At 54.2% G+C, this 12,739-nt stretch carries 13 protein-coding genes; 8 read left to right on the top strand and 5 right to left on the bottom strand.

Features of this window, described 5'->3' with window-relative positions:
- Positions 1-11: 11 nt before the first annotated feature.
- Positions 12-986 (bottom strand): helix-turn-helix transcriptional regulator, encoded by a 975-nt coding sequence (locus FE784_RS16880; RefSeq protein ID WP_139603399.1) that lies wholly within the window; start codon positions 984-986, stop codon positions 12-14.
- A gap of 357 nt (positions 987-1,343) precedes the next feature.
- On the opposite strand from FE784_RS16880, the gene FE784_RS16875 reads away from it, so the two are divergent.
- Positions 1,344-1,580 (top strand): hypothetical protein, encoded by a 237-nt coding sequence (locus FE784_RS16875; RefSeq protein ID WP_139603398.1) that lies wholly within the window; start codon positions 1,344-1,346, stop codon positions 1,578-1,580.
- Entirely contained in the window at positions 1,577-1,717 is a 141-nt protein-coding gene (sda, locus tag FE784_RS16870; RefSeq protein ID WP_139603397.1) for a sporulation histidine kinase inhibitor Sda, read from the top strand. The genes FE784_RS16875 and sda overlap by 4 nt, the downstream gene beginning before the upstream one ends.
- A gap of 86 nt (positions 1,718-1,803) precedes the next feature.
- Here the strand turns inward: sda and hemQ are convergent, their stop codons facing one another.
- Both hemQ and FE784_RS16860 read right to left on the bottom strand, forming a co-directional pair.
- Positions 1,804-2,550 (bottom strand): hydrogen peroxide-dependent heme synthase, encoded by a 747-nt coding sequence (gene hemQ, locus FE784_RS16865; RefSeq protein ID WP_139603396.1) that lies wholly within the window; start codon positions 2,548-2,550, stop codon positions 1,804-1,806.
- 220 nt (positions 2,551-2,770) lie between these two features.
- Positions 2,771-3,397 (bottom strand): DUF3298 and DUF4163 domain-containing protein, encoded by a 627-nt coding sequence (locus FE784_RS16860; RefSeq protein ID WP_139603395.1) that lies wholly within the window; start codon positions 3,395-3,397, stop codon positions 2,771-2,773.
- Between the two features lie 186 nt (positions 3,398-3,583).
- On the opposite strand from FE784_RS16860, the gene FE784_RS16855 reads away from it, so the two are divergent.
- From FE784_RS16855 to dnaI, 4 genes are all read left to right on the top strand, one after another.
- Positions 3,584-3,877 (top strand): YuiB family protein, encoded by a 294-nt coding sequence (locus tag FE784_RS16855; RefSeq protein ID WP_139603394.1) that lies wholly within the window; start codon positions 3,584-3,586, stop codon positions 3,875-3,877.
- 531 nt (positions 3,878-4,408) lie between these two features.
- Positions 4,409-5,293 carry an alpha/beta fold hydrolase gene (locus tag FE784_RS16850; RefSeq protein WP_139603393.1) on the top strand — a complete coding sequence of 295 codons (885 nt, stop codon included), beginning with the start codon at positions 4,409-4,411 and terminating at the stop codon, positions 5,291-5,293.
- A gap of 190 nt (positions 5,294-5,483) precedes the next feature.
- Positions 5,484-6,983 (top strand): DnaD domain protein, encoded by a 1,500-nt coding sequence (locus FE784_RS16845; RefSeq protein WP_139603392.1) that lies wholly within the window; start codon positions 5,484-5,486, stop codon positions 6,981-6,983.
- Between the two features lie 51 nt (positions 6,984-7,034).
- Positions 7,035-7,994, top strand: a complete 960-nt coding sequence (gene dnaI, locus FE784_RS16840) for a primosomal protein DnaI (RefSeq protein WP_139603470.1) — start codon at positions 7,035-7,037, stop codon at positions 7,992-7,994.
- A gap of 127 nt (positions 7,995-8,121) precedes the next feature.
- Here dnaI and FE784_RS16835 read toward each other — a convergent pair whose 3' ends face one another.
- Entirely contained in the window at positions 8,122-8,253 is a 132-nt protein-coding gene (locus FE784_RS16835) for a YqzM family protein (RefSeq protein ID WP_139603391.1), read from the bottom strand.
- A 266-nt stretch (positions 8,254-8,519) separates the two neighbouring features.
- Between FE784_RS16835 and trxA the strand changes: the two genes are divergently transcribed.
- Both trxA and uvrC read left to right on the top strand, forming a co-directional pair.
- Positions 8,520-8,837 (top strand): thioredoxin, encoded by a 318-nt coding sequence (gene trxA / locus FE784_RS16830; RefSeq protein ID WP_139603390.1) that lies wholly within the window; start codon positions 8,520-8,522, stop codon positions 8,835-8,837.
- A 219-nt stretch (positions 8,838-9,056) separates the two neighbouring features.
- Positions 9,057-11,051, top strand: coding sequence for an excinuclease ABC subunit UvrC (gene uvrC, locus FE784_RS16825; RefSeq protein WP_139603389.1), 1,995 nt, complete (start codon positions 9,057-9,059; stop codon positions 11,049-11,051).
- 77 nt (positions 11,052-11,128) lie between these two features.
- On the opposite strand, the gene FE784_RS16820 is transcribed toward uvrC, so the two are convergent.
- Positions 11,129-12,733, bottom strand: a complete 1,605-nt coding sequence (locus FE784_RS16820) for a CPBP family intramembrane glutamic endopeptidase (RefSeq protein ID WP_139603388.1) — start codon at positions 12,731-12,733, stop codon at positions 11,129-11,131.
- Positions 12,734-12,739: the final 6 nt, after the last annotated feature.

Raw genomic sequence — 12,739 nt, 5'->3', positions numbered from 1 at the left:
TTTTTTACGTTCTACGCCCCGTCCCCATAATAATCCGCCAGCTCCCGTGCCAGTTCCGCCACTTGCCGCCGCAATTCGACGGGCTCGACGATCCGGATCGTTTTGCCGAACGACAGGAGGTAGCGCGGAAAGAAGCCTTCGAAGGTCGGCTTGGTCAACAGGAGCGTCACGTCCGTCTGCGAGTGGGATACGACCCGGTCGCGCATGTACCAATTATCGCAAATGCTCGCAATCGAGTGAGGCTCCCCCTGCAGCTTGACAGTTTGATCCGGCTTATCGGCAGCCGGGTCGTGCCACAAATCGAAGCGGTTCTCCATAAATTCCCGCAGAGAAAACGACGCCGGCCGAACGAAGGTTAGCTCGGTCAGCGAAGCGCCGGCTATGCGATCCGCACGGAAGACGCGCATTTCGTCTCGCAGATGGCAGTGGCCGATCAAATACCATTTGTACAGCCGGTTCACCAGCCCGTAAGGGTCTACTCTCCGTTCCTCCGGGTCGGAACCTTTCCATTTCTCGTATAGAATGGACAGCGTGCTGCCGCTCGCGACAGCGCGCTCGATCTCTTGAAGAATGCTTTCCGATACCCGATGGGCCGACGGTTGCATCACCTCGAAGCCTGTCGTGTGCCGCTGCAACTGCTCCGCCTGTTCATCGCTAAGCCTGCTCTGCATTTTCCCCGTAGCCTGACGAAGCGGTTCGGTATACGGATAACCGGCCTGCTCCGCAAATTGCCCCGCGTGCACCATCGCCTTCAACTCGTCGATGCTGAAAAATAACGGCGCATCCCGGAATGTCGGAGGCAGCCGGTAGCCGCCGCCGTGTCCCGACTCGGCCTCCACCGGAACACCGCTCATGCATAGGGCGTCAATATAACGGTAAATCGTGCGCACGCTCGTTTCCAATTGTTCGGCCAGCTGTTCCGCGGTCATGCGGCTTCTCGATCTCAGAAGCCACAGCACGGCCAGCAGTTGATCCGCTTTTGCCATATATGATCCCGATCCTTTGTCGTCAAATCAAATCTATAAAACCATTATATCGTTTTTTCGGCTGAAAGGACGGTTATTTCGACTTCTGTCGGACATATTTCCTGCAAAAATTTGGGGAAGCTGTCATTCATAACTTCCTGAAAATTCGATGACCGTGCGAAATATATCGATGGAGTGCAAAATAAGGTGCTTTTGCAGGCTCCGCTTGGATTTGCATTCGGATGCAAACCGATTTGCATTCAAATGCAACAAGTTTGCGCTGACGCGGGACTCAAACTTCGTTAACATAGGTGTATAAATATGGAAGTCGTGTAACCGTTTAATGCTGCACGATGACAGCCTGGGAGGGGACGAGTGATGATGAAGGTAAGTCAAGGAGACGAACGTTTCTTTGAATTGGCGATTCAAACCGTGTTGCACAACAACAAGCACCGCCTCTATTTGCTGACCGATAGCGGAGAATCCGAACTCTTTTTGCGGGACATGTCCCGAGAAATATTGCAAAAGGCGAGAACTTTCAAGACGATAACGGATACGGCCGTACGTGAAATGGAGATCGGGCCGAGAGCGGTTGTCCGGGAGGGCGTACGATGAGACGGCTCAAAGACGAGCATTTGGTCGAATGCTACATCCGATCCGTTCAGTGGAAGCTCGATGAGGATTTTATTTTGATTTTGCGCAAAGAAATGGAGAAGCGCAAGTTGGACATTCCGGTCTGTTATCCTTTCTGATCTTGGCTTGGAGCCGTATCGTCCTCATAAAAAGCCCGGTCCTTCGCGGACCGGGCTTTCCGTATATCGGAACGACTTGCGAAAATTCACACTTTGAGCAAGCTGCCACATTTTTCGGCATCAAGAAGGTTGCCTACGTAAAAGGCGCCGAATTCGCCGAAACGGGCGCTCGCTTCATCGAAGCGCATTTCGTACACGAGCTTCTTGAACGTAAGCGGATCGTCCGAGAACAGCGTAACGCCCCACTCCCAGTCGTCGAGACCGACGGAGCCGGTAATGATCTGCTTGACGCGGCCGGCATAGCTGCGCCCGATCATCCCGTGGCTGCGCATAAAGCCGCGGCGCTCCTCCATGCTCAGCATGTACCAGTTGTCGTCGCCGGAACGGCGCTTGTTCATCGGGTAGAAGCAAATATGCTTGGACTTTGGCAAAATCGGCTTCAGGCGCGCCATAATTTCCGGGTCCTGCATCGGATCCGTGCCCGGCTTCGCCATATAGCTGCTCAATTCGACGATCGATACGTACGAATAGACGGGTATCGTATATTGGGCGAATGTCGTTTTGTTAAAGGCGTTCTCCAACGCGTTCAGCTCGTCCAGCGTTTCTCTCAAATGCATAAAGACGAAATCCGCTTTCTGTCCGACGACGGTATAAAAAGCGGTGCTGCCTTCCTTGCGCTGCTCGATCGCACTGTACTCCTGCAGCAGCGTATACAGCTCGTCCTCCGCTTTGGCCCGCTCCTCGGCGGATAGACGCTTCCAGGCGTTCCAATCGATCGCGCGGAAATCGTGCAGGGCGTACCAGCCCTCCAGCGTATTTACTGCCTCGCTCATAGATGCCACTCCTCTCGGATAGTCCGTTCTATTAGTCGGTTTCCAAAAATATTGTAACGAAACAATCAGAAAAGGGCAAATTCAACACATTTATTAGTTGAGAGGAGAGTTTCTCCATGTTCGAGCCTATGCAATCGATTTTGGACAAGCTGGATCGGATCGAACGTAATCGAGCATTAAACCGCACGTAAAACCCCCTGCCTTCGGCAAGGGGAGCGGGCTAATCGTTGATCGTCATCGGCTGGATCGGACTGCTGTCCGGAATGATGTCCTGCAGCGAGTAGACGGATATCGGGAACATCGGAAAGCCGAACACGTACGGCGTAATTTCGTATAACTGAAAATAGACGACGATCGCTTTGTCCGCGACGTAATAGTCCTGATCGGGACGAATCGAGGTGAAGGGCTGCAGCGTTTCGATGCCGCGTTCGGCGATTTGCGCCTTGACAATGTCGGAAATCCGTTTAACGTAATCGCTTCCCGGAGCGAACAGGTCGCCTAACGAATATACGTTTCCCGTCGTTATATCGAAGGTCAGCGACTTGAGCAGCGTCAAGCCGTGAGCGGCGTGCTCCGTGTAGCCGTAGATGTTCAGAGCGATGCTGAGCAGGCCCCGTTCGTTCGTCTTCACCTCGTAGAAGCCGTTGATTTCCGTCGTTTTCGAATTCGGGACGTAGCCCAATTGCTTCAGCATGGACTGCACTTCTTTGGCAATCGCGTTGTTGATATTCGTTTGCGCCGCCGCATTCGGGGCGTTCACGACCCGGGGGACGTACAGATCGAGCTTCGGTCCGATCCGGTGAATCGTTTGAATTTGCACGGGCAGCGTATACGGTTTGTTCAGCATGGGGCATTCCTTCCTTTCGGTTAGAGCCTATATTTCAATCGTATTCCGCTGTAGCCCGCGGCGTTCCCTTTTTTTGCGGCGGAGAAGTGACGGATTACTGACTTTCGCCGATGAGGCCTTTACTTCGCGGGCCGTTTCCTCTACAATGGACGTGAAATGCGGGAAAGCTTGCGGGAGGTACTAGTCATGATAGACTTTATCCAGTTGTTCATATTGATGGTGCTCGTGTTCGTGCTCATGTTCGGAATCGGCTTCATTTTCAACATGCTGCTGAAAACGACCCATTTTCCAATTTATTTGTACATCGTTGCCGTCATCGGCATGCTCTGTTATTGGGCTTGGAACTCGGGCTCCCTGCTTGCGCATTTGGCCGAGCTGAAGTTCGGCGAATATTTCTTGTTCGTCTGCGGACTGGCGGGTGCGGTGCTTAGCGGCAAGACGATCCATTTGTTGAGAGTGCGCGGTTACAAAATGTTTTGAGGGCAAGCTTCTCCTTTCCGGAGAAGCTTTTTTTGTCTGCAGCGTAATACGCATACGACAAGCGGCAAAAAGGCTGCCGGCGCAACTCCGGTCCCGATTGCTTTTCGGAGCTTACTGGTTTAAGAAATAGCGGAACATACGTACGCTATACATTCGAATACCGCTATCGACAGCACGATAAAGGAAAAGAATTCCGCTAATCCGCGGTTTCGGACCGTTGTTTAGCGGCAAGCGGGATATAACGGAACGAAGTTCCGCTATTTTTGGAAATATTGCGGAAATTGAAGGAGTAACGGAAAAACGTTCCGTTATTTGCGGAGACGTGAGGTTTTTTAGGTTGTTGGGAAAGTCAAAAAGAGAATAGAACCCCTTGCTTCCACAGCTTCCACTTTTTTGTACACTTCCACAACGTCTCGAGGTTCGGTCAAAGCTTTTTTGTCCTGTCATGATCGCTTGCTCGATAAAAGACCGCTTTCCGGGGAAACGTATAGGTTAGAAATGTCAACTTATTCTCCGGGAGGGAACGAATCCATGCCGAGTGCGGCCATTAACGGAACGGTTATCCATTATCAGGTTCACGGCAAAGGGACGCCGATCGTGTTCATTCATCCGCCGCTGCTGACGAGCGCCAATTTCCGCTACCAGCAGGTGCAGCTGGCGGGAGAGTTTTCGGTCATCACGTTCGACATACGGGGACACGGCAAAAGCAACGCGTCGAAAGCCCCGCTCACATATGCCCTGATCGTCGAAGACATCAAGCAGCTGTTGGATCATCTGGGCATCCGCAAAGCGTACATATGCGGCTATTCGACCGGCGGCTCGATCGCGCTGGAGGCACTGCTGACGCATCCCGAACGGTTTGACGGGGGCATACTCGTCAGTGCCATGTCCGAGGTCAGCGATATCGTCTTGAAGAGCCGGATCCGCATCGCCGCCGGATTGTCCGGAATGAAGACAATGACCAAGGTGCTGATGCGCGGCATCACCTGGGGGAATGCGGACAGCGGCTTGACGTACCGCAATTTGCTGCAGGATGCGAAGCGGGGCAATGCAGCCAACATTCACCAGTTCTACAAATATAGCCTGCGCTACAATTGTACGGGGCGGCTGTCCGAATTGCGGGCTCCGGTACTGCTAGTGTATGGGGAGAAGGACGGGGGCTTCAAACGGTATCGCGAGAAGCTGGAGAAGGAGCTGCCCGAGTGCGAGGTGCACGTGCTGGACGGCGAGAAGCACCAAATTCCGACAAAAGCCGCGGCGGAGATGAACGAGATCATTCGCCGCTGGATTCGCGCCCGCAAGCGCTTGGCAACGCCCGATCGAGCAACGGCGCAAGCAACCGGCGAACCGGAGTATGCGGCACAGGTTCCGGCCCCCGGCACCGCTTCGCGGGCGGAGGAGCAGGCGGAATTGTAAGCGGGATCCGGTAAGAGCTCCTGGCCTGAACGATTGGGCCGGGTCTTTTTTTGTTGAAGTTTGGACGTATTTTACTAGGTTGAGAGGAACAAGGTTTTCGACACTTTCGGAACTATTTTGTGATAGAATAGAGGAACGGATTCGATAAGCCGTTCGCATGGCCGTTGAAACAGGAATGGGGAAACTTTTTATGCGTATTACGAACATACTTCACTTTACGGAAAACCACCGGTTTTGCGTTTACCGGGATTTTGCGTTAAGCGGGCTTGATTACCGGATGTTCTCCGCCATCTATCAGCCGATGATCGGCGGCTTCGCCATCAGCGTCTACCATACGTTGTACCAGCAAGTATCCGGCGACCGCACAGGCTTCTCGGAGCTCGAGCAGCAGCGGAGGCTGTTCATGGCGCTTGAGCTGGAGCAGGGGGAACGGGGGCGCAGGCTGCTGGCCGAGCAGACATCGAGGCTCGAAGCGATCGGGCTTTTGCAAACGAACCGCAAATATTCCCCGGCCGCCGATGACTACATGTACGAATATGTGCTCTCCCAGCCTTTGACGCCGCAGGAATTTTTCAAAAACCAGCATTTGGTCATGCTGCTGCACGATAAGGTCGGCAAATACGCCGTACTCTCGCTAAGGGAGCAGTTCTACTCGCCGGAGCCCGAGGAGATGCAGGATCCCGGGCTTCATTCGGAAGATTTATCGATGCCGTTCTACGAATTGTTCCGCTTGAACGCGAACGTGATCGACTATGAGCTGGAGCAGGCGCTGCAGGAAACGGCCCCGGCCCGGGAGACCGAACGGACGATCGACATTACGAGCAAGGCGTTCCATTACAGCGAAATTATTCAGCGCTTCCCGCGCGGTACTTCCCGCAACCGGCCGTTCGTCGAAAACTTGCGGCACAATCCCGAACAAATGTTCGAGATTAACAAAATCGCCCGCAAATACAATTTATCGCTCCGGGAAACGTGCAGGCTGCTGGACGAGGACGGGATGTTCTCCGAGGACGGCGAGCTGGAGAGCGATATGATGCAGTATAAAGCGAACTTGTATTTCCGACAGGACAAGGATCGGGAGCAAGAAAGGGAGAGGCTATTCCACAAAATCGCCGGGATAGCGAAAACGGACCCGTCCGACGCGCTCGAAGAAAAGCCGGTCGAGATGCAGTATTACCTCGAGGTGCCGGCGATGTTCATCAGCCAGTGCAACCAGCATCAATACAATTTGATCATGCGCAACGAGCCTTATACGAAGGTGCTCGAACGGTTTTTCCCGAGAGGCTCCGTACCGAAGCCGGTTTCCGATATTTTCGAGAAAATCGACGTCAATTACCGGATGCCGGACGAAGTGATCAACGTCATGATCCATCATCTGCATGTGTACAAGGAATCGTCCTGGACGAAAAACTATATCGACTCCGTCGCCTCCAACATGATGGCCAAAGGGGTCGGCAGCTACGAGCAAGCAGTCGCCTACATACGCGATCAAACGATGAAGCGGACGAATGCGTTCGCCAAAGCGGACGGCAAGCTTACGCCGGTTCCCGGCAAAGGACGGGGAAGCGCACGTACGCAAAAGCCGAAAATCGCGATTATTACCGATATCCCGACGCAAAGGCCGGTCAGCGAGGAGAAGCTGGCGGAAATCCGCAAGCTGGCCAGGGAAATAGACGGCAAAGGGACTTGATGTGTCGAATCGGACACTCTGACGAAGAGGGAAGGGAGCGTGCTTATTCATATGGAATCGTTATCCGACGCGCTTGGAAATTGGCGGAAGCTTTCTTTTGCCCAGCGGGCCGAGAACAAGACGAAGCAGCTGCTTGACGATCCGCTCGTTCAGAGGCTGCGCGCGAGCTACCCGGAATTGGATGACCGGACGATCAAAATCAATATGAACCGGCTGTATCAATACGTGACCGAGCATCGCAATTGCTCGAATTGCCCGGGTCTGGAGCGCTGTCCGAACGATTTCGAAGGCCACTACACGATGCTGTCGGTGGAGACGGTGGGCGATACGACCTATTTGCACGACCGTAAAGTATCCTGCAAAAAGCTGATCGCCAAACAGTCCCAGGATGCGATCCGCAATCGGATCCGCAGCTTCTATATCGACAATACGGCGCTGACGCACGGCTATTCGACCGACGAGATCGTCGATATCGATCCCGAACGGGTGGAAGCGGTCGGAGCCATTCTCAAATATATTCGCCGCACGCAAGCGGAAGGGCTGCAAAAGGAAGGGTTGTATCTCGTCGGGCCGTTCGGCACCGGCAAAACGTTCCTGATGTGCTATATGCTGTACCAGTTGGCGAAGAGCGGACAGTCCGGCGCAATCGTCTATATGCCGGACTTCGTGGAAGACCTGAAATCGATGTTCTCCGAGCCGCAGCGGATGAAGGAAACGATCGATCTGCTGAAGGAAACCGACCTGCTCGTATTCGACGATATCGGCGCGGAGAACTTGAGCCCGTGGGTGCGAGATCACGTCATGGGGGCGATACTCAATTACAGGATGAACCGGAAGCCGACCTTTTTTACGTCCAACCATGAGCCGGAGGAGCTGGAGAAGCATTTCAGCTTTACGAGCAAGGACGGGGACGAGGAATACAAGGGACAGCGTATTATGGACCGGATCCGGCCGTTTGTCGAAGTCGTCGTCGTGAACGGCACGAATAAACGCGGCAAGGCGGGAGCATAAAGCTCCCGTTTTTGTTTGGGGGCGTGCAGGTCCCTTACGGAACAAACTGCCTGAACGGCAAAAAAAGCCCTCTCCTTAAGCGGAGGGGCTTTTTCTTCGTGTGCCGCTAGTCCGGGTCCAAGGCGGATCAGAACAAAGTAATGATCGTCGCTACGAGAGCCATCAAAAAGAAAATACCGAAAGTGACGGCGAAGCCCATGGCAACGTCCATAAAATCGTTTCTAGGCTCTTCGTTCGTGTGCAGTCTAGGATCTGTCATGCGCGTATTCCTCCCGTGCTAATCGTCCTATTAGCAAAATTGGCTATGATTAGTATACCGAATCGCGGATTCCATTGTAAAGCAAAATAAGTGTGACAATACTGCGACATTTGCAAATTCGTCGTTGTCCATAGTATGCGCGGATGTGCAGCGGAATATGTTTTCAGTTATGAAAGTAGCCCGGATTGTGGTATACTTTACATGTTGGACAATAATCATTAAAATAGTCAGGTACACACTTTTTGTAAGTATAAGGAGGAAATCCTGTGGCTATCGTTAACGTATCCGATCAATCGTTTAAAAGCGAAGTCGAGGGGAGCGGTACGGTTCTTGTCGATTTTTGGGCTCCATGGTGCGGACCTTGCAAAATGATTGCACCGGTTTTGGAAGATTTGGATAAAGAAGTAGGCGAGCAGCTCAAAATCGCCAAATTGAACGTGGACGACAATCCGGAGTCCGCTTCCCGCTTCGGCGTCATGAGCATTCCGACGCTGATCGTGTTCAAGGACGGCCAGCCGGTCGACAAAATTGTCGGCTTCCAGCCTAAGGATGCATTGAAAAGCGTAGTCGGCCGTCATCTGTAAGCTGACAAACGTTACATTCGCGGGCGGGATTGTGCGAACAGTCCCGCTCGTCGTATGATAACAATAGGGACGACGAAGGTTCTGTTTTCGCGCCTTGCGGGAACGGGACCTTTTTTTGGTCCCCCAAAAGTGCAGCGGGCTCTACGAAGCCTAGTCCAAGTACTTTCGGGGGAGCCCCCGAGAACCGGGAAGCTTGGGGTGTAGAAGGGAGAGGGAACCATGTCCGAAGAGGGTATAGGGGGAGGACGCGACAAAACGTCGGAATCGATCCGACGGAAGCTTGCTCTGCTTCCGGACAAGCCGGGCTGTTATTTGATGAAAAATCGGGATGGAACGATCATTTACGTCGGCAAAGCGAAAGTGTTGAAAAACCGGGTCCGTTCCTATTTTTCGGGCAGCCACGACGGGAAGACGCAGCGGCTCGTTACGGAAATATGCGATTTCGAATACATCGTTACCGCAAGCAACATGGAAGCGCTCATTCTCGAGTGCAACCTGATCAAGCAGTACTACCCGCGCTACAACGTCCTGCTGAAGGACGACAAATCGTTTCCGTATATCAAGATTACGCATGAAACGCACCCGCGTCTCGAGGTAACGCGCAAAGTGCTGAAAGATAAAGCGAAATATTTCGGTCCTTATCCGAACGCGTTCGCGGCCCAGCAGACGAAAAAGCTGCTCGACAGGCTGTACCCGCTGCGGAAGTGCAAAACGCTGCCGGATCGCGTCTGCTTGTATTACCACCTTGGGCAATGCGTGGCTCCGTGCGAATTCGAAATACCGATCGGCGAATACGAACGGATGGTGCAGGAGATTTCGCGGTTTTTGAACGGCGGTCACGAGGCGATCAAGGACGAGCTGTCCCGCAAAATGCTGGCCGCCTCCGAAGAATTGAATTTCGAGCGGGCGAAGGAGCTTCGCGACCAAATCGTCAGCATCGACGCCGTCATGGAGAAGCAGACGATCACGATGACGGATGCGGTAGACCGCGACGTATTCGGCTATGCCGTCGACAAAGGCTGGATGTGCGTTCAAATTTTGTACATGCGGCAAGGCAAAATGATCGAGCGCCACGTGTCGCTGTTTCCGTATTACGGCGACGAATACGAGGACTTCATTACGTTCGTGACGCAATATTACAGCGACAACCCGGCTCTGCCCAAGGAGATGTTTTTGCCGTCCTCGGAAGAACGCGGAACGGCTGGAGCGAAGCAAGCGAAGCTGACGGATTCGGCCGAATCGACCGAGCTTACGGCTATTTCCGAGGCGGCGGCTTCGACTGCGGAACAAGGTGAAACGCCCGCCCCGGTCAGCGATCCGCTGGCCAAGGAACGACACTCGGACGCCGAGGTGGCGGAGTCGTTGGAGAAGTGGTTGCGGATCAAGGTGCACCAACCGCAGCGGGGCAGGAAGAAGCAGCTCGTAGGAATGGCTTGCGACAATGCCAAAGTAGCACTCGAGGAGAAGTTCCGTCTGATCGAGAGGGACGAGGAGCGTACCGTCAAAGCGGTGGAGAGCTTGGGAGAATGGATCGGCACCGGAACGATCCGCCGGATCGAAGCGTTCGACAACTCCAACATCCAAGGCACCAATCCCGTATCGGCGATGGTCGTATTCGTCGACGGCAAGCCGGACCGCAAAGAGTATCGCAAGTATAAAGTCCGCACCGTTCAAGGTCCGGACGATTACGAGACGATGCGCGAGGTCGTCCGTCGCCGCTACGAGCGCGTGCTGAAGGAGCAGCTGCCGATGCCGGATCTAGTCGTCGTGGACGGGGGCAAAGGACAAATATCGGCGGCGGTGGACGTGCTGGAGAACGAGCTGGGGCTATATATTCCGGTATGCGGTCTGGTGAAGGACGCCAAGCACAAAACGGCGCAGCTCCTGATAGGCGACCCGCCGGAAATCGTTCCGCTTCCCCGGGACAGCCAGGAATTTTACTTGCTTCAGCGCATCCAGGAGGAAGTTCACCGGTTCGCCATCACGTTCCATAGGGAGACGCGGGCGAAATCGATGGTCGTTTCCCAGCTGGATTCGATCCCGGGTATCGGGGAGAAGCGGCGAAAGCTGCTGCTCAAACATTTCGGCTCGCTCAAAAAAATTAAGGAAGCGGCGGTCGACGATTTTCGTCCGCTCGGCATCGGCGACAAGCTGGCCCGCGATATATTGGCCGCTTTGCACGGTCCGGACGCTTCGTCCGATACTGCCGAATAAGGCAAATAGCGCAAAAAAGCCCGAAGGCGCAATTGAGCCTTCGGGCTTTTCATATCGGATTCGATTGCCACGAACAATCAGTTGACGCGGATGCTCCTCCGTCCGACGATGGCGTGATGCAGACGCCAAATGATCCATGCCACGAGTGCCGGCATCGCGATATAAAATAATCCGAGCCCGACATATCGGGCCTCTCCCAGATTCATGAGCGAGAAGCTCATGAGCAGAGTGTCCATCGTGGCGTGAGCGAATAAGACGGTCGCGAAGCCGAATTTCAGGAACGCGTATCCGAAGACGATGCCGAGAAGCGTCACTTCCACGAATCGGGTGTATACGGGATAGATCGGATACTGGGTATGGCTGAACGCCCATATCATGCTCGGCACGAGAACGGCCAGAAACGTACTGCGAAGCAGCTTTTTGAAAATGGCGATACCGAAAAATCGGTATATCGCTTCTTCGGATATGGCCGCGGTCCACGCCATCAACGGAAACAGCTCCGGCCTGAGCAGGTTGTACATCGATCCGGACGGGTCGTTGACCGCCCACATATCGAATCGTTGCTCGGCGATAAAGAACAACAGCGACTGGAGGCCGAGTATGAGGAAGGCAAGCAAATACCCCCGTTTCATACTATCCAGCGTATCCCGGCCAAACTCCGGCTCCCGCCATCTGGGCCATAAGTGCAGTCCGCGCTCGCGCCACATCGGTTGTCCGGAAGCCAATGAAAAATAGCCGATAATGCCGAGGAAGGCCACGACGACGTTCATGACCGTAATCATGACGAGCGCGCCGTCGCTCGTCAGAAACGGATCGGTCCCCGTTCCGTCAAGCGTCTTGAATGCCGGCAGCATATTCGCATTGTTGATCCAATACAGCACCAGGAACGTAATCGTCAGCCAAATACCGCGGAGGAATGCGATCTGCTTGCGGTGGACAATGGCCAGCACGATGGCGGCTATGCCCATCAGAACGGACAGGATCATATTCCATTGCGTCATCTCCGAGGCGGCGCGGTCCTGCTTGGCAACCCAGGCGTAATGGCTGTCGGGCACGCGCAGCTCCGTGCGGAATGCGCTGATTTGTCCTCCGCGAATTTCGACGATTTCCCGCAGCTTCGCTTCGCCGATCTTGGCGGTACGGTGCTCGAAGGCGAATTGGTAGGGCGAGGAGGAGTTCGGGAGGAGCATCTGGTAGTCGTCCAGCGGTTTGCCGGCTTGCCGCAAATACGCTTCCGCCATTCGCCGTCCGTCTCTTGCGGACGGCGCTTCGGCTTTGCTGCGCATTTGCCAGCCGATAACCGAGCCGTTCGTCATATGGACATCCACCATATAGTCCGCGTTTCGGTCCGTCTTCAGCTCGACCCGATAGAAGTCGATCGGAACGCGCTCGAGGAAGCGGGACTTGTAGTCCGCCGTCATATGCTCCTTCTGCACGTATCCGCTAAGCAGCTTATTGGATTGGTAGACGACGAACCGGCTGGTTGCCGCACCGCCCCCCAATTGCTCCACATACGTTGCCGCGGCGTCTGCGGCCTCCTGCTTCGATATCGACGGGCGCGTCTCCAACATCGCGTTTTTATTTTCTTTTCCCGTAAAGGTTGGCCACCAATTCGTAACGATAAATAGAACAATTCCGAGAATAGCGAGAGTCCCGAGCCATGATGTTTGCGGACGCGGCATGCAAGC

It is taken from the genome of Paenibacillus hemerocallicola, assembly GCF_006265175.1.
In the GTDB taxonomy this organism is placed as follows: Bacteria; Bacillota; Bacilli; order Paenibacillales; family NBRC-103111; genus Paenibacillus_AB; species Paenibacillus_AB hemerocallicola.
The sequence above is the reverse complement of the archived record's forward strand: the minus strand, read 5'-3'. Positions and strand labels throughout refer to the sequence as shown.